This window comes from Gardnerella sp. c10Ua_31, from assembly GCF_055700915.1.
In genome coordinates, this window is sequence record NZ_JANUYG010000004.1 from 14,031 (window position 1) to 30,481 (window position 16,451).

Below are 16,451 nucleotides of genomic sequence, written 5' to 3' on the forward strand. Positions count from 1 at the left end.
CTTTGCATCAAGGAGTGTGTAATGAAAAAACGTCATTTTCTCAAGTCTGCGCACAGGCATTACCAGAAAGATCAGGTAATTTGTGCTGCGGTATTCTTGTTGCCAGCAGTGCTTATTATTGGTGGTTTCGTGCTGTACCCTGTGTTGTCTGCTGTATATATTTCACTAACATCGTGGGATGGGTTCTCTCCAGAAAAGAAATTTATTGGCTTGGGAAACTATGTTCGTCTTTTCCAAGATCCTGAGTTTTTCAACAGCTTAATGGTAACGGTTATTTATGCTGCTGGTGTATGCGTATTAAGTGTGTTGACTGGATTGTTGCTTGCGCTTTTGCTTGATGCGCCTATACGAGGTAGGAGTATTTATCGTAGTATTTACTTCCTTCCAGTGGTTACATCTTCTGTGGCTGCAGCCATTGTGTGGAAATATATGCTCGATCCTTCTGGATTCGTGAACAGTGTGTTGATGAAATTCAATATACATGGACCAGATTGGTTACAAAATCGCTGGCTTGCGCTTATTGCATTAATTCTTTTGACCGTGTGGAAAAATATTGGTTTTAACGCTATTTTGTATTTAACTGCGTTACAAGCATTGCCAAAAAGCGTGTATGAAGCGGCTGCATTAGATGGAGCTACTGGGTGGCAAAAATTATGGAAGATTACTTTCCCATTGCTATCTCCAATGACGTTTTTTGTAGTAGTTCAGGCATTAGTAACGAGCTTCCAATCTTTCGACCTTGCATACATGCTCACTGGTGGCGGTCCTCGCGGAGGAACGGAAGTGCTTGGCATGATGATGTATCGTGATGCGTTCAAGCTCGGTGATTTTGGCTATGGAACAGCAATAGCGTTCATTACGCTTGCGCTAGTGCTAGGCGTGACGATGATTCAATGGAAAGTTTCTGGAGCACAAGGAGAAGAATAATGAAATCATCATTATGGTCGCGTTTGGCGCGTCATGCGATTCTGATTTTAGGTTCAGCAACAGTAATCATTCCATTTTTGTGGATGTTCACTACTTCTTTGCAAATGCGTGCTGAAACATACACGAATACTTCAATTTTTCCTACATCATGGCATTGGGAAAACTATATTCACGCTTGGCAAGCGGCACCGTTTGCGCAATATTATTGGAATACGCTATTGATGACGGTAGGGATTGTTGTAGGACATTTAATATTTGATGCCTTTGCCGCCTACGCTTTTGCGCGATTAGAATTTCCTTTGAAGAAAACAATATTCATTCTGCTGCTTTCTGCATTGATGATTCCTAATTTTGTGATTGTTATTCCGTCTTATGAGATAGTCGCTAATTTGGGATGGGTTGATACGCTGTATGCTTTGATTGTTCCTAGACTTGCAGATGTGTTTGGCATTATTTTACTTCGCCAATATTTTGCAACAATTCCTCGAGAGCTTGATGAGGCAGCGCGCATTGACGGTTGTGGCAGGTTTGGAATATTCTTCAAAGTAATCGTTCCATTGTCGTCTCCAGCGTTTGCGACGCTTGGTATTTTTAGTTTTCTCTTTGCGTGGAATGATTTCCTTTGGCCGTTATTAGTTACGAATACGGATGAAACTCGTACAATTCAGATTGGTTTAGCATCCTTCGTAGGGCGTTACGGAACCTCTTGGAATTATTTGATGGCAGGAACTTTGACTGCAACAATACCAAGTATTATTGTGTTCCTTTTCTTCCAACGTGCGCTTGTTAGAGGAATTGCCAATACTGGTATGAAAGATTAGAAATTGTAGAAAAATTAAGGATGGGGTTTTATTATGTCTATACCACAGTGGTTGCCTGATGCAAGATTTTATCAGATTTTTCCTGATCGCTTCTATCGTTGTGAAGGCTACGGTATGCTAACTGAAGGTCATGTGCCGCTTGACTCATGGGATGCTGAGCCTACGCGTGAGAATTTCTTAGGTGGTAATATTGCTGGAATTACAGAAAAACTTGATTATATTCATGATTTAGGGTGCAATGCGCTCTATTTGAATCCAATTTTTTCTGCTGCAACAAATCATCGTTATGATGCAAACGATTATTTTAAAATCGATCCACTTTTAGGAACTCTTGAAGATTTCCATACATTGGTAGATGAAGCGCATAAGCGGAATATACGTATAGTACTAGATGCAGTTTTAAATCATTGTGGTAAAACTCATTGGATGTTTCAAGATGTTGTTAAAAATGAAGAGAATTCAGAATATGTTAATTATTTTTCAGTGAAAAACTTTCCAGTTAAGTCATTGCCTGTACCTAATTATAAAACCTGTTCTGGTTGTGAATATCTACCGAAGTGGAATGTGTTTAATCCAAAGGTGCGTGAGCATCATTTTAATGTTGCGAGATATTGGATTGATCAAGGTATCGACGGTTATCGTCTTGACGTTCCATATTTTATTTATCCAGAATTTTGGCAGGATTTTAGGCAAGTTGTTAAAGCAAAAAATTCAGAATTATGTTTGATAGCTGAAGAATGGAGAGACCCCGCTCAATGGCTGCAAGGAGACACTACCGATAGCACAATGAATTATACTCTGCGTGATTTAGTTTTAGGTTTTACTGCAACGAAGCGGTTCAATGCATACGATTTTGTTAACGGTATTAACCGTTTGCAGGAGCGCATACCGTATGGATATCACCATGGGATGATGAATTTGTTGGGTAGTCACGATACTGAGCGTGTTTTAACTGCGCATCAAAATAATACTAAGGATTGCATAGCTGCCTACTGTTGCATGTTTGCCTGCGAAGGTGCTCCGATGATTTATTACGGTGATGAACTTGGTATGGTTGGCGATAATGATCCTGGGTGCCGTTCTGGTATGCAGTGGGATAGTCTTGATACAAATGCTGAAATATTCCGTACAATTGTTCAATTAAATGCATTGCGGCGTGATCATATTGCGTTGCGAAGGGGTACGCAAAGTTGTTACGCTGTTGATGAAGATACTGTCATTATTTCGCGAGATCATAAGGAAGAATCTCTTTTGATGATTATTTCACGTAGTAATTTATTAGAGTATAATTCATCGAAGCTACCTCAACAATTGCAAAATCATAATTGGCGAATTATAAATGGTGTAACTGTTGGAGATAGTTGGCGCCCTAATAAAGATAATTCTATGATCGTATTGCAGGCTCAACAGTAAAAATAATGTAGAAGTAAGAAGTGTGAAGCATGGGAAAGAAAATTACAATGCAGGATATTGCTGATGCAGCGCGTGTCTCTAAATCTGCTGTCTCCTTTGCGTATAATACTCCTGATCGCTTATCGTCAGAAACTGTAGAACACATATTTTCAGTTGCAAAGGAACTAGGATATGTGCGTAATCCTGTTGCTTATATGCTGAGAACTCAAAAGACAAATAGTTTGGGATTGTTACTACCGCAGCAATTAGGGCGAGTGCTAGAAAATCCATACTATTCGGAATTTATTCAGGGTATTGGGCAAATCTGTGAGCGAGAGGGATTGACGCTTCTTTTAGTGCCTCCACTTCGTAATTCTATGTTAAAAGCAATTCCTTATGCTGCCGTTGACGGTTTTATAGTAACTGGTTTAGAAGAAGATCGTGGTGAAGTTGAAGCTCTTATGCAGCAAGGAAAGCCATTTGTGATTGTTGACAGTGAAGTACATAGCCAGGCTCCGAGTATCAATATTGATGAGTCGCGCGCTATGAAAGAATTAACTGGGCATCTTATTTCATTGGGTCATCGCAATTTTGTGGTGATTTCTCCAGAATCAGGCAATGATGATGGGTATCTTTCTTGGCATGGAACAATTCGTCGCCGTATTGATGGTGTGATTTCTGCTTTAGAAGAGAATGGAATAGCTCCACTGGTCGATAAGAAAAATGTTATTGAAGTGCCATGTACTCGTACTGGAGGAGAAGAAGCTTTTGCGCAAATAAAACAAAATAATTCTGTATTACCAACTGCATTCATTTGTTTTAGTGATGTTATTGCGTTTGGAGTAATGGACGCTGCTAGACAGTCTGGTTTGCAAATTCCACGCGATATTTCTGTTACAGGATTTGATGATATAGATGAGTCTGCATGTAGTAATCCACCGTTGACAACAGTTAAACAGCCTGTTACAGCTAAAGGACGTTTAGCTGCTGAATATATAGTAGAAACTTTGAATGCTGGGTATGAACGCGCATCATCCCGTCACGTATGTCTACCTATTACTGTGCTGCTGCGTGAGTCGATTGGCCCAGTAGCATCTATAAGATAACAGGTTGCTTAGTAAATACTTTGATTCCTTCCTCCTATGAAAAATATAGTGCTACGTTAAATTTTTTTAGCGTGGCACTATATTCATAATTTCTGGAATAGTGCCAGAAATAGTCATATTTTTTGTTTATGTAAAAATTATGATTCTACTGGCGATAGTAGGAGAGGAAGCTGGAGAGTTTACTCATTGCGTCGCGAAGCGTTTGCAAGCGCGGCAAGTAGACTACGCGGAAGTAGCCTGGAGTCTGCCAATTAAAGCCTTTTCCATGCACAATCAGCAACTTCTGATCGCGCAGCAAATCAAGCGCAAACTGCTCGTCGTCGTGAATGTTGTAGCGAGCAGGATCGAGCTTTACAAACATGTAGAAAGCAGCGTCTGGCCGCTCAACGCTTACGCCGTCCATCTCCTGAAGCGCGTTATAGCAGTACTCGCGCTGCTCGTACACGCGTCCGCCTGGCTCCAAATACTTTTCAACACTTTGGTATCCGCCCAAAGCAGTCTGAATAATTGACTGTGCAGGAACGTTCGAGCACAAGCGCATATTAGACAGCATGTTAAGACCCATAATGTAGTCGCGAGCCTTGGACTTATCTCCCGAAAGACTCATCCAACCAATACGGAAGCCAGCAATCATATGCGACTTAGAAAGTCCGCTAAAAGTTACGCAGAACACGTCTGGAGCAAGAGAAGCAATCGAAATATGCTTCTTGCCGTCCATAACAAGACGGTCGTAAATCTCGTCTGCAAAAATAATCAAATTAAACTCGCGCGCAACCTTAACAATCTCTTCCAAAACTTCGCGACTATACAGCACGCCCGTAGGATTATTCGGGTTAATAATCACGATTGCTTTAGTACGAGGCGTGATTTTAGAGCGAATATCGGCAATATCTGGGTACCAATGCGACTTTTCATCACACATGTAGTGCACAGGAGTGCCGCCAGCCAGGCTAGCGCACGCAGTCCACAGCGGATAGTCTGGGCTTGGTATAAGAATCTCGTCGCCGCAATCAAGCAACGCTTGCATAGAAAGATTAATCAGCTCGGAAACGCCGTTGCCAGTATAAATATCTTCCATTTGCACTCCTGGAATGCCCTTAAGCTGATCATATTGCATAATCGCTTTGCGTGCAGAGAAAAGTCCGCGGCTATCCGAGTAGCCTTCGCAGTCAATAAGCTGCTGTTGCATATCGTAAATCACTTCGTCTGGAGCGCGGAAGCCAAAAGGCGCAGGATTTCCAATGTTGAGCTTTAAAATATGCGTTCCATTTGCTTCCATACGGTTTGCTTCTTCTACAACAGGGCCGCGAACGTCGTAGAGCACGTGCTCAAGTTTGGTGGATTTGTTGAAGTTTCTATTTTTGAGTGCTTCAGAAAGCTCATCTTCTGTTAATGGGCGATTTTCCTCGTGCTGATCGCTGCAATCTGCTTGCGACTTTTGCGCGGTTTTTGCGCAGGAATGCCCACCTTTGATTCCGTCGTCGCTAATTCCAAGAATTTGTGCAAGCATATCTCGCACGTCTTTGCGAGGTTCAGTTTTGCCGCTTAAATATTGACTTAACTGGCTTTTGCCAAGTTTATGGCCGTTTTTTGCTGCAAGCTCGATTACATCAATCTGCTTGTATCCCTTGATTTTCATGGCCTTTTTAAGGTCGTTTGCAAAATTCTGTGCCATAATCCGTCTTCCTTTATGCCATCTTATAGAAGCTCATAAAATCAGCGTTCGTAAATTGAACAAATTTACAACAAAGTTCAAAATATAAGCTATAAATTGAACTTTGAGGCGATTAAAAGACAATTTTACGCGTCAAAACTCATTTCGCAAGCCTAAAATTGAATTTATTTTGAATTTTGACCAAATTCTGGCTGAGCAATAATTAAGAATTGAACTAAAAAGACATTAAATTGAACTTATTTTGATTTGCTGGAATATGATTGTTTGCGAATCAACGCAGTTTATTGCGGTGATACTATGGGTTACATGTATTTCTTTACTCCGCGCAGATGTGAATCTACTCAAAAAATAATGTATGCCAACAAAGGGCAGGCTCTTATGGCAGCGGATAAAAGTTTTACGGAACGCGGAGCAAAGCTGTGGGTTTATAAATGTGATTATTGTGGAAGTTGGCATTTAACGCATTCAAATCCTGCGATTCGTAAGTATTGTGATATGCGCTCGCGGTTTGAAACAACCAAACCTAAGTCTAGAAAACGCGGATATAAGCCGCGTCTTCGTTAAATAATTATTGCTTAGTAATTAATGCTTAAAAATCAATAAATCAGAAAGTCAATAAATCAGTACTTAAAAGTAAATCCTTGCGCATTAAGCTGCGATTCGCAACTATGGTTTTTAGCTCCAGAATCTACAGCAAGCTTTGTGATTTGTGCGCTGAATGCGTCCACTGGCCTATCTGCATTACGCAAATCGTAGTATTTATGCACTCTTTCGTCGAAGTCTGCAAGTTTTTCAATCACAACTTCATCGCTGCTAGGGTATTCATTTTCAAAGAATTGCATACTCGAGTCCATGCGCGGCTTTAATTCTGGCCCTTGGTCTGGCTTGCCAATTGCAAGCCCAAGAACTGGATACGTGTATTTTGGCAACTTCAAAAGTTCAATTAAATCTGGAATATTATTCAAAATTGAACCAAGGATTACGCAACCGAGTCCAAGCGATTCTGCGGCTGTTTCCATTGCGTGTAGTGCAAGAACGGCGTCGTTTTGCGATTGCGAGAATCTGTAGCCTGTTTTAAGAGTAAAATCGCTTCCGTCTGCATCAATGCCGTTTTTGCGCGCTATAGCGGCATTTCTGTGCTGGTCAATAATAAAAACATACAAAAGTGGCGCTGTTGCTATGTAAGTTTGATTTCCAAGTTTAGAAAGTTTTTGTTTAAGATCTTTGCTAGTGATTTTGATTGCAGACCAATCGTTCAAAAACTGGCTGCAAGCTGCGCGCTGTGCTGCTGCTTCCAATGTTTTTGCAACATCTTCGCTAATTGGCTCATTTTTGAAAGCTCGTATAGATCTGCGATTAAGAAGCGTTTGAATAGTTTGATTTGCGTATGCGTTCTGCGCATTATTTTGCTTGCTGTTTTGCTCGCTGTTCTGTGCGTTGCTTTTAGTTGACGTCATATTTTTATGTTAATGGTAACGAAATACCAATTAGAAATTGGCATGTAGAAGTGTTATAAAAGTGTTATAAATGTACGAGTGAACAAGTTGGCAGCGAAGCCGCTTGATAAATGCTTGCGTTAATGCACCAAGCGCAAGCTAAGAATGGTGGTGCTAAGGCGGCGTTGGATATGCTGAACGGTTTGAACAATATTGACATTAAAGTTAATGGCGATTTGTGCACAACGGATGCAACAGATACAACGGATTCGTACGCGATTCAAGATGTTCCAGCAACATGTTCGGGAGCGCCCGAAGGGCGACTAGTGCTTTTGCGCCACGGCCAAACTGCTTGGAGTGAATCTGGCCAGCATACAGGTAGAACCGATATTCCACTAACACAAGTTGGCCGCAATCAAGCTATAAGCGCAGGCGCCAGGATTCGTCAAGCTTTTCCAAACGGTTTTAGCGAGGATTGCCAGTTTGTAAGCCCGCTTATTCGTGCGCGTCTTACAGCTCAACTAGCAGGATTTTCGCATTGCACGCCGCTAGAATATGCTGCCGAGTGGGATTACGGCTGTGCAGAGGGGCGCACTCGAAAAGATGTGTCCGCTCTAAGCGGCGTTGAGTCATGGGATGTTTGGAAGGATGGCCCTAAAGCTCTTCCAGATTTTATGTCGGATTCTTGCCAAGAGATTCTTCCAAGTGGCGAAACAGTAAAAGTCGTGCGTTCTAATGGCGAATCTTTACAAGAAGTTTCTAATCGTACTCAAAAAATAATCGACTCTGTTTTTCCAAAACTTAAAAGCGGCAAGGATGTGATTATTGTAGCTCACGCGCACATTCTTAGGATTTTAGCAACCAGATGGCTTGGTGTAGATGCACAGCAGGCGCGCTTACTTAGACTAGACACCGCGCATTACAGCGCTCTTGGAACTTATAAGGGCGATCGTGTAATCGTTCGCTGGAATTGCTGATTTTTGCTTGCTTTAGATATACGACACGCCACCATATCAACGCTGCTATCGTTTGCAATATTTTTGCATTTGAGGCATAATAAAAAATGTCGAAAGGGCACCTAGGGGTGCGGCGGCCAAAAGGTAGGCCGACGGCATAGGAGAAAGGTTCGATGATGAATCGTACAATTAAGTCAACAATTGCGCTTGTAGCTTGCTCCGCAATGGCATTCGGTGCGCTCGCTGCATGCGGTTCTAGCTCTTCGGATTCTTCCGATAAGGGCAAGGTTTACTTCCTTAACTTTAAGCCAGAATCTGCTGATCAGTGGAAGGAAGTTGCTAAGGAATACACCAAGAAGACTGGTATTCCTGTAAAGGTTCAGAACGCTGCTTCTGGCACTTACGAGCAGTCCCTTAAGAGCGAAATCAGCAAGGGCAACGAAGCGCCTACACTGTTCCAGGTGAATGGCCCTGTTGGCTACGCAAGCTGGAAGGATTACACTGCAGATCTTAAGGATACCGAGCTTTACAAGCAGCTTCAAAACAAGGATATTGCTCTTAAGGATGGAGACAAGGTTGTTGGCGTTCCATACGCAATGGAAACTTACGGCTTGATTTACAACAAGGCTTTGTTAAAGAAGTACACGGAGCTTAAGGATGCTAAGGTAAAGTCTGCTGAAGAGATTAACTCCTTCGATAAGCTCAAGGCTGTTGCAGACGATATTCAGGCTCGTAAGGGTGAGCTTGGTGTTGATGGTGCATTCACTTCTGCTGGCTTCGATTCCAGCTCTGATTGGCGCTTTAAGACTCACCTTGCAAACATTCCTCTGTACTACGAGTTCAAGGCAGACAAGGTTACCAAGCAGCCAGCAAAGATTAAGGGCACGTTCCTTGATGGCTACAAGAAGATCTTTGATCTTTACATTACTGATTCCACAACTCCTGCAACTCAGCTCAGCTCTAAGACTGGCGAGGATGCAAACTCCGAGTTCTCTCTTGGTAAGGCTGTGTTCTATCAGAATGGTACTTGGGCTTGGACCGACTTGCAGAAGGCTGGCATGAAGGCCGAAGACCTTGGCATGCTCCCAATCTACATTGGTGCTAAGGGCGAAGAGAAGCAAGGCTTGGCTACTGGCTCCGAGAACTATTGGTGCATTAACGAGAAGACTTCGGATGCCAACAAGAAGGCAACCAAGGACTTCTTGAAGTGGGTTCTTACCTCTGATTACGGCAAGGAAGCTATGTCTAAGAAGATGGGCTTCACCACTCCGTTCAAGAGCTTTGCAGATATGAAGTCTGAGAATCCTTTGACTGCTGCTGCTGTTGAAGACGCTCAGTCTGGCAAGACTCCTGTAAGCTGGAACTTCACTATGATGCCATCTGACAACTGGAAGAACGATCTTGGCTCCGCTTTGCTTGAGTATGCTCAGGGCACTGGCAAGTGGGATAAGGTTAAGAGCGCCTTCGTTGACAATTGGGCTAAGGAAGTTGCTCAAGCTCACGAAGATCAGGATTAATCCGATTAATCCTAAGAATTGGGTTAAAACTGGATTATTAAATTCATAATTTAATATGTCATTTTTGTAATTGCATTAGCACAGTGCATTAGTGACAAGTAAAAGAGCTTCAAGCCTAATGGTTTGAGGCTCTTTTTATTTTAAGAATTATCTTTAGTAAGTTGTGGCTTTAGTGAGATGCGTCCTGAGTTAGGTGTGGCTTGAGTGAGATATAGCTTGAGTTAGGTATGGATCGAGTTAGATATAGCTTTATTGGAAGAATGACCTTAGTCTAATAGTCTTAAGTCTAAGAATGGTCTTAATTGTTTTCAAGCTGACTTGTGCTTGACCTAACTATAAGCTGTGCTGGAATGGTAATATATTTGCATTCTTCGCTTAAATAATCGCCATTAATCAAAGACAAAGTTATTTTTGCTGCGTCTACTGCCATTTCTGCAGGGTCTTGACGAATAGTCGTAAGCCCTGTTTCTCTAGCGTAAAAACTATCGTCAAAACCAATAATTGAAACGTCTCCAGGTGTGCTGTATCCGCTTCTAGAAAGCTGGAACATAAGCGGAATTGCTATTCCGTCTTCTTGGCATGCAATCGCCGTAGGAACATTTACGTTACTTAAAAGGGAAGAGACGATTGAGCTTATTCTATCTAATCCTTCGGGTGCAACGATTTCTGTAGGCGTAATGCCGTTGATTTTGCATTCGTCAATAAAAGAGTGGTAGCGCTGCAAAACGCTAAAATGCAGTGAGATATCGCGGTTTGTGCGAATGTAGGCAATGTTTTTGTGCCCTAGTCCAATAAGATGACGTGCCATAAGTCGCGCGCCTTGATCGTCGTCTATGTTAATCGTTGCGTCAAAATCGCAATCCATAGGATTTAAGCAGTTTATACCTAAGACTGGCACGCCAGTGGCCTTTAGAGAAGCTACTTCCGACTTGTTTACGTCGAAGGAGCAAACGATTACAGCGTCTGCGTTTCTGCGAGTTGGCAGCATGCTAAAGAACTCTGCGCGCTCTTGGCTGCTGGATATTTGGAAGATTGAAAGGTCGTAGCCTGCTGGGTGAAGAACTTGATTTAGGCCTTGTATAATCGACGCGCTAAACCATAGCCGAATGCTGTCGCTAAGAAGAAGTGCAACTCTTAGTGTTTTGCCAGATTTTAGTGCCGCTGCGGATCTAGATATTGAAAAGTTTAGTTTTTCGGCAATAGCTAATACTTTGTTGCGCGTTGCTGCGGAAACCAAGTCTGGGCGCGTAAAAGATCTAGAAACAGTGGATACAGATACATGCGCCTGGTTGGCAACGTCTTGAATATTAGCTGGCATTTGAACTCCTTTATTCGCACAGCAAAATGTTTACTCAATATCTTCATTAATATTGTTAAAACATATGCAACGCTAGTATATGAGCAGTGTTGCATATGAGAATTTTCACGTGCTTATTTGCGCTCATTACACAAACGTTTGCAATACGAACAATAATAGCAGGTTTTGCCGTAAAATCGCCAAAAATAGGGATTTTTTTCACATTTGATTTTTGCCTTCTTAAGTGGCGACATGCAAAAAATGACAACGTTTGACATTGTGGTTGCATGTAGTAAGATAAAAGTATTGGTTCGAGCGCGGCCGCTCGCACAGGCGCGTACTCAAGGAGGAGAAAGTGACGAATCATGATTAATATGAGTGGAAAAGCAATACGCAAATGGTGGGCGTTATTCGCTCTGCCAACGTTTGCTGCATTTGTAATTGGCTTCTTAGTGCCATTTGTAATGGGCGTGTATCTTAGCTTTACTAAGTTCCATACTGTTACTGACGGAAAGTTTGTTGGAATCCGCAATTATCGCAAGGCTTTGCGCGACCCACACTTCCTTCATTCGCTAGTATTTACAACAGCTTTTACGGTTGTAACAACAATTGTTATTAATGTTATTGCATTCGCAATCGCTTACATGCTTACAAAAAAGTTTAAAGGCTCCAACCTATTCCGTACGGTATTCTTTATGCCGAATTTGATTGGTGGCATTGTTCTGGGCTACGTTTGGCAGGTAGTGCTTAATGGCATCTTGGGCTACTTTGGCCGTGCTATTACGTATTCTGCAACGTACGGATTCTGGGGCATGGTTCTTTTGATATGCTGGCAGCAAATCGGCTACATGATGATTATTTACATTGCTGGCTTACAAGCGCTTCCAGGAGACGTTATTGAGGCAGCTGCCGTTGATGGTGCAAGCCCAACGCAGACGCTGTTTAAGATTACAATCCCGCTTATGATGCCGTCTATTACGGTTTGCACGTTCTTAACGGTTACAAACGGATTCAAGCTATTCGATCAGAACTTGGCGTTGACTAATGGTGCTCCTTCTAGAAAGTCGGAGATGCTTGCATTAAACATCTTCAACACATTCTATGGAAGACTCAATGGTGAAGGCGTCGGTCAGGCAAAGGCAGTTATATTCTTCATTATTGTTGCCGTTATTGCCTTGATTCAGAACAGGTTGACAACTTCTAAGGAGGTGGCAGCATGAACGAGAAGACTAAGCATCCTGCGCTTTGGACCACGCTTTTTGCTGTAGTGAGTTTGCTGTGGATTTTCCCAATCGCGTTAGTGTTTATGAACTCCTTTAAGTCAAAGGTGTATATTGCTAGCGAGCCATTTTCGCTTACTCCAAAGTCGTTTATTGGTTTTGATAACTACGTTCTTGGCATTAACCGCACGAATTTGTTGATGAGCTTCTGGTGGACAATTGTTGTAACGATTGGCGCTGTGGCTTTGATTCTGCTTTGCACTTCTATGTGTGCTTGGTGGATTGTGCGCGTAAACAATTGGGCTGCAAAGCTTCTTTACGTGTTGTTCTTGTTCAACATGATTGTGCCATTCCAGATGGTTATGTTCACGCTTTCCAACATCACTACAAAGCTTGGATTGAACACTCCTTGGGGCTTGTGGATAATCTACCTTGGATTCGGCGCAGGTTTGGCTGTGTTTATTTTCACAGGCGTTGTAAAGGGCATTCCTCAAGAGTTGGAAGAGTCTGCAATGATTGATGGCGCTTCTGTGCCACGCATATTCTTCCAGATTATTGTGCCGATTATGAGGCCTGCAATTATATCCGTTTCTATCTTGCAAACAATGTGGATTTGGAACGACTTCCTTCTTCCATACCTCACTTTGGATTTGAACAAGTACAAGACGGTTTCTATTGCAGTTCAATATTTGAAGGGCGGCTATGGCTCTGTTGAAATGGGTGCAATGATGGGCTGCCTGGTTATGGCAATTGTTCCAATAATAGTCTTCTACCTAATCTGCCAGAAGTACATAATTAAAGGTGTTATGGCAGGTGCGGTAAAGGGCTGAGGTTTTTTCTCCTTCGAATCTCGGCACGCATGATGGTGGTTGCAAGTGTTTGCAGCCACCATCATTTGTGTTTAAGCGTATCTTTGTGTTTAAGCGTATCTTATAGTGTATTGTTATTTTAGATTTGTTTAAGTTTGCTTAATTAGGCGGGAGTAGTTGTAATGATCTCTTTTGGAAGCCCTGATTCTAAGTTCGCTCAAGGAATGGAATCGTTTGCAGATGCGGTCTGGCTTACTGTTCTAATGATTATTACCAGCATTCCGCTTGTAACGGTTGGAGCGTCTATTACGGCCGCTCACGAGACAGCTAGACGTATTGAGCGTGGCGAGGCGCACACAACAGCAATCTACTTTAAGTCGTTTAAGAATAATTTTGTTAAGGCAACTATTATTTGGGCTATTTTAGGGCCACTTTTAGTTGTAATTATATGGTCTTGGATTTTTTTGCAACTTACTCCGCTTTTAATAATAAAGTTTGCGATTAGCATTTTGTGGATTCTTGTTGCGCAGTGGGTGTTTGCATTGCAAGCGCGCTTTGAAAACTCGATTGGCAGAACTCTTATTAATTCGCTGATTTTTGGCGTTAGCTACGCTAGCACAACGCTTATAATGTTTTTGCTTGATTGCGTATTCTTTGCGCTTTTGTACCTTTCGCTAAGGTATTTTTTGCAAGGATTACCGCTGTTGCTTTTGCTTGGGTGGGGGTCTTTAATTATGCTCCACACGCCGCTTTTGGAGCGCGTGTTTGCTAAGTACGTTGCGGCTAATACGCAGTGAGGCGAACATCGCCATAGATGCTCGCCTCACTTAGGACATCAAAAACATAGCGCGTAAGCCGTGTCTACAGGCGACCTACGCGCTATGCGAGAGAGAAAGAAGTTACTACATGAGTAACAATCAATATTTATTATACTCTTGATTCAAGTGTTTGCAAGTATTTTTAACCTTTCTTTTTACATTTTTTGGTGGTAATTTTACAGTTATTTGTGCTTGTTAGCTAATTTTTTCGCCTCGCATAATGGCGGCCATATTGAGTACGCGCTGAGACTTAAAAACGTCGTCTGTATGAACAACGTTTCCATCTTTATCTGCAAGAGGAATACGCCAATTTGGATACTCAGTACTGGTTCCAGGCTGATTTTGCGAACGCTTTTCGCCAACTGCGTCAACAAGCGCCACTTGCAAAAGCAAAGATGGGGAAGTGCGCATAATCGCGTGCATGGCCTCTACAATCTCTTGCACATGGTCTTCTACATGCTCGGCAGCGTCCTTGCTAATCCATCCACCATCCAAAAGCATCTTCATCATGGCGTCTCGCTCTGCGCTAGCAGCCTTTTGGAAGCTTTCTACGGAATCGGTAAGCAAGTGCAGCTCTTCGCGAATCTTAACGTGCTCAAACGCAAGATAGCCTGCTGTAGGAGGCATGTCGTGAGTAGTAACAGATGCCAAAGCGTATTCGCGGTATGTAGAAGGATCTGCAAATATGATTTCCTTCTTTCCAGCCTTTTTAGCGGCTTTTTCGGCTTCGTCATTGTGCGTAAACCATTCAACAACAGTTCCAAGAATGCCATGCGAAGCAAGCACCTTAGAAACGTACGCTGGAACAGTGCCAAGGTCTTCGCCGATCACCAATCCGCCTGCGCGAGTGGCCTCAATACTAAGAACTGCAAGCATTGCGTCCACATTGTAGTAAACGTAAGCACCGTTCTTTGCGCCTTGGCCGCGCGGAATCCACCACAAGCGGAAAAGACCAAGCACATGGTCAATGCGAACTGCGCCAGCATGCAAGAACACGTTGTGAACCATGTCTCGGTATGCAATGTAGCCAGTTTCGTCTAAGTAATTAGGGTCAAATGGCGGCTGACCCCAATCCTGACCCTGCTGGTTGTAGAAGTCTGGAGGCGCGCCAACGCTAACGCCATTAGCAAAGCGCTCTGGGCTCCACCACACGTCTGCGCCGTATCCGTGTACGCCAACAGCCATGTCTTGCATAAGTCCAATCGCCATTCCAGCGGCTTTAGCTTCTGCGTGAGCGGCGGCAACTTGCTCATCTGCAATCCATTGCAGCCAGCGGTGGAACTCAAGCAAATCAGCGTGCTCGCGTCTAAGCATGTCGATTTGAGGCGTGCCTTTGCCAGTTGTATCAAACCAAAGATTATCTCCCCAAGGAGCACCCCAAACTTCAAAAGCTACACACCAAGTAGCAAAAGCGTCTAAGTCTTCTCCAGAGCGCGCCTTAAAGTCTGCGAAATCCTGCTCGCGCTCGGCGCTTCTAGGCTGCTTAAAAATAATCTTTAAGGCTGGAAGTTTCGCGTTCCACGCGGCGTTAATATCCATTGGATTTGGATTGTTGTTAAGCGCTTCCACGCCCTCGTGCAAAATCTCCACCTCTTTGCGCTGGCTATCGCTAAGCTGCGCGTACTCTGGAATATCTTGCGGACGAATGTATGTAACATTTAAGAACCTGCGCGATTCTGGCAAGTAAGGAGAAGGCTCCAAAGGTGCCACTGGTGCGCACGCGTGAATTGGGTTTATAAGCATAAAGTCGGCTTTGCCAATGCTGCCAGCGTCTTTAAGCAGTCTGCGCAAGTCGCCATAATCGCCAACGCCCCAAGATTCCTTTGAGCGAACGGAATAAAGCTGAGTCATGTATCCCCAACGATGGCGTTCCTTAACGCTTTGCGGAAGTGGGATTTTTGCTGGCGCGCAAATTAGAGTTGATTGCGCGTGTGCAACAGTTTTGCCATTTTTACCTTCGACTTTTGCAAGAAGAGTGTGGTAGCCCATTGGCAAGTCTTGCGGAAGTTCAAGAGTTAATCCGTCTTCTTTGCTTGTTTCAAAGTTGTTAAGAGGCTCCTCGTATTGCGAACCATCTTCTAGCGTAAGCGTTATATGGATTTTTTCTGGGCTACTTGTAGCTTCTTCAGAGTGAATAGGAACAATCGTTTTTGTGCCAGTAAAGCATACCACGGTTGGTGGCAGCAGTTCGCTATCGCGCTTTTCTTGAACGTGCTTTAGCGAGTTCTCAATGCTTTCGCTTGTGGTTGCAGGGTAGCCCAACGCATCTAGCACGCCCACAAGTGCTTCGTCCGTAATTTCCGTATAGTCACCTAATTGGTCTATGTAGAAAGTTGCAACTCCGCATGCTTTTGCAAGTTTAATTAGTGGGCGAGCAAGCCTTTCTGCGCTTTCTTCTACGGGCACAGTCGTGGCAGCCTTTGTTTTGCCATTAGTTGTGCCATTGTCTGTTGTGCTCATGATGCTCCTTTGTTAAT

At 43.2% G+C, this 16,451-nt stretch carries 14 protein-coding genes; 10 read left to right on the plus strand and 4 right to left on the minus strand.

Annotated features, from left to right (window positions below; genetic code table 11):
• Positions 1 to 21 precede the first annotated feature (21 nt).
• The 4 genes from NYP55_RS06325 to NYP55_RS06340 are packed head-to-tail and all read left to right on the plus strand — an operon-like array spanning position 22 to position 4,246.
• Positions 22 to 927: a carbohydrate ABC transporter permease gene (locus NYP55_RS06325; protein ID WP_004118115.1), complete on the plus strand. Its 906-nt coding sequence runs from the start codon at positions 22 to 24 to the stop codon at positions 925 to 927.
• On the plus strand, positions 927 to 1,748 hold the full coding sequence (locus NYP55_RS06330; RefSeq protein WP_004112888.1) for a carbohydrate ABC transporter permease: 822 nt from the start codon (positions 927 to 929) through the stop codon (positions 1,746 to 1,748). The genes NYP55_RS06325 and NYP55_RS06330 overlap by 1 nt, the downstream gene beginning before the upstream one ends.
• A gap of 33 nt (positions 1,749 to 1,781) precedes the next feature.
• Complete coding sequence (locus NYP55_RS06335; RefSeq protein WP_060785711.1) at positions 1,782 to 3,161, plus strand: glycoside hydrolase family 13 protein; 1,380 nt, start codon at positions 1,782 to 1,784, stop codon at positions 3,159 to 3,161.
• A 29-nt stretch (positions 3,162 to 3,190) separates the two neighbouring features.
• Positions 3,191 to 4,246, plus strand: a complete 1,056-nt coding sequence (locus NYP55_RS06340) for a LacI family DNA-binding transcriptional regulator (RefSeq protein ID WP_004133320.1) — start codon at positions 3,191 to 3,193, stop codon at positions 4,244 to 4,246.
• A gap of 145 nt (positions 4,247 to 4,391) precedes the next feature.
• Here NYP55_RS06340 and NYP55_RS06345 read toward each other — a convergent pair whose 3' ends face one another.
• Positions 4,392 to 5,921 carry an aminotransferase class I/II-fold pyridoxal phosphate-dependent enzyme gene (locus NYP55_RS06345; RefSeq protein WP_081090809.1) on the minus strand — a complete coding sequence of 510 codons (1,530 nt, stop codon included), beginning with the start codon at positions 5,919 to 5,921 and terminating at the stop codon, positions 4,392 to 4,394.
• A 297-nt stretch (positions 5,922 to 6,218) separates the two neighbouring features.
• Between NYP55_RS06345 and NYP55_RS06350 the strand changes: the two genes are divergently transcribed.
• The gene (locus NYP55_RS06350) at positions 6,219 to 6,485 is read left to right on the plus strand and encodes a hypothetical protein (protein WP_016839851.1); all 267 of its coding nucleotides are present in this window, start codon (positions 6,219 to 6,221) and stop codon (positions 6,483 to 6,485) included.
• A gap of 56 nt (positions 6,486 to 6,541) precedes the next feature.
• Here the strand turns inward: NYP55_RS06350 and NYP55_RS06355 are convergent, their stop codons facing one another.
• Positions 6,542 to 7,378, minus strand: a complete 837-nt coding sequence (locus tag NYP55_RS06355) for a nitroreductase family protein (protein ID WP_004131346.1) — start codon at positions 7,376 to 7,378, stop codon at positions 6,542 to 6,544.
• 122 nt (positions 7,379 to 7,500) lie between these two features.
• Here NYP55_RS06355 and NYP55_RS06360 point away from each other — a divergent pair, with 122 nt between their 5' ends.
• Both NYP55_RS06360 and NYP55_RS06365 read left to right on the plus strand, forming a co-directional pair.
• Positions 7,501 to 8,334, plus strand: coding sequence for a histidine phosphatase family protein (locus NYP55_RS06360; RefSeq protein WP_472781748.1), 834 nt, complete (start codon positions 7,501 to 7,503; stop codon positions 8,332 to 8,334).
• A gap of 152 nt (positions 8,335 to 8,486) precedes the next feature.
• The gene (locus NYP55_RS06365) at positions 8,487 to 9,830 is read left to right on the plus strand and encodes an ABC transporter substrate-binding protein (RefSeq protein ID WP_004131351.1); all 1,344 of its coding nucleotides are present in this window, start codon (positions 8,487 to 8,489) and stop codon (positions 9,828 to 9,830) included.
• Positions 9,831 to 10,128: 298 nt separating this feature from the next.
• Here the strand turns inward: NYP55_RS06365 and NYP55_RS06370 are convergent, their stop codons facing one another.
• Positions 10,129 to 11,148 (minus strand): LacI family DNA-binding transcriptional regulator, encoded by a 1,020-nt coding sequence (locus NYP55_RS06370; RefSeq protein ID WP_004133324.1) that lies wholly within the window; start codon positions 11,146 to 11,148, stop codon positions 10,129 to 10,131.
• Between the two features lie 344 nt (positions 11,149 to 11,492).
• On the opposite strand from NYP55_RS06370, the gene NYP55_RS06375 reads away from it, so the two are divergent.
• The 3 genes from NYP55_RS06375 to NYP55_RS06385 all read left to right on the plus strand — a co-directional run bounded on the left by NYP55_RS06375 (position 11,493) and on the right by NYP55_RS06385 (position 13,953).
• Positions 11,493 to 12,347, plus strand: a complete 855-nt coding sequence (locus NYP55_RS06375; protein WP_004131357.1) for a carbohydrate ABC transporter permease — start codon at positions 11,493 to 11,495, stop codon at positions 12,345 to 12,347.
• Complete coding sequence (locus NYP55_RS06380; RefSeq protein WP_004131359.1) at positions 12,344 to 13,177, plus strand: carbohydrate ABC transporter permease; 834 nt, start codon at positions 12,344 to 12,346, stop codon at positions 13,175 to 13,177. Before NYP55_RS06375 ends, NYP55_RS06380 begins: the two co-directional genes overlap by 4 nt.
• 161 nt (positions 13,178 to 13,338) lie before the next feature.
• Entirely contained in the window at positions 13,339 to 13,953 is a 615-nt protein-coding gene (locus NYP55_RS06385; protein WP_004131361.1) for a DUF624 domain-containing protein, read from the plus strand.
• Positions 13,954 to 14,169: 216 nt separating this feature from the next.
• Here the strand turns inward: NYP55_RS06385 and malQ are convergent, their stop codons facing one another.
• The gene (gene malQ, locus NYP55_RS06390; protein ID WP_004133327.1) at positions 14,170 to 16,434 is read right to left on the minus strand and encodes a 4-alpha-glucanotransferase; all 2,265 of its coding nucleotides are present in this window, start codon (positions 16,432 to 16,434) and stop codon (positions 14,170 to 14,172) included.
• Between the last annotated feature and the right edge of the window lie 17 nt (positions 16,435 to 16,451).

What these genes read in the sequence shown, in the direction of transcription:
- NYP55_RS06325 (WP_004118115.1), top strand. Translation starts at nt 22, where the DNA reads ATGAAAAAACGTCATTTTCTCAAGTCTGCGCACAGGCATTACCAGAAA.
- NYP55_RS06330 (WP_004112888.1), top strand. Translation starts at nt 927, where the DNA reads ATGAAATCATCATTATGGTCGCGTTTGGCGCGTCATGCGATTCTGATT.
- NYP55_RS06335 (WP_060785711.1), top strand. Translation starts at nt 1,782, where the DNA reads ATGTCTATACCACAGTGGTTGCCTGATGCAAGATTTTATCAGATTTTT.
- NYP55_RS06340 (WP_004133320.1), top strand. Translation starts at nt 3,191, where the DNA reads ATGGGAAAGAAAATTACAATGCAGGATATTGCTGATGCAGCGCGTGTC.
- NYP55_RS06345 (WP_081090809.1), bottom strand. Translation starts at nt 5,921, where the DNA reads ATGGCACAGAATTTTGCAAACGACCTTAAAAAGGCCATGAAAATCAAG.
- NYP55_RS06350 (WP_016839851.1), top strand. Translation starts at nt 6,219, where the DNA reads ATGGGTTACATGTATTTCTTTACTCCGCGCAGATGTGAATCTACTCAA.
- NYP55_RS06355 (WP_004131346.1), bottom strand. Translation starts at nt 7,378, where the DNA reads ATGACGTCAACTAAAAGCAACGCACAGAACAGCGAGCAAAACAGCAAG.
- NYP55_RS06360 (WP_472781748.1), top strand. Translation starts at nt 7,501, where the DNA reads ATGCACCAAGCGCAAGCTAAGAATGGTGGTGCTAAGGCGGCGTTGGAT.
- NYP55_RS06365 (WP_004131351.1), top strand. Translation starts at nt 8,487, where the DNA reads ATGATGAATCGTACAATTAAGTCAACAATTGCGCTTGTAGCTTGCTCC.
- NYP55_RS06370 (WP_004133324.1), bottom strand. Translation starts at nt 11,148, where the DNA reads ATGCCAGCTAATATTCAAGACGTTGCCAACCAGGCGCATGTATCTGTA.
- NYP55_RS06375 (WP_004131357.1), top strand. Translation starts at nt 11,493, where the DNA reads ATGATTAATATGAGTGGAAAAGCAATACGCAAATGGTGGGCGTTATTC.
- NYP55_RS06380 (WP_004131359.1), top strand. Translation starts at nt 12,344, where the DNA reads ATGAACGAGAAGACTAAGCATCCTGCGCTTTGGACCACGCTTTTTGCT.
- NYP55_RS06385 (WP_004131361.1), top strand. Translation starts at nt 13,339, where the DNA reads ATGATCTCTTTTGGAAGCCCTGATTCTAAGTTCGCTCAAGGAATGGAA.
- malQ (WP_004133327.1), bottom strand. Translation starts at nt 16,434, where the DNA reads ATGAGCACAACAGACAATGGCACAACTAATGGCAAAACAAAGGCTGCC.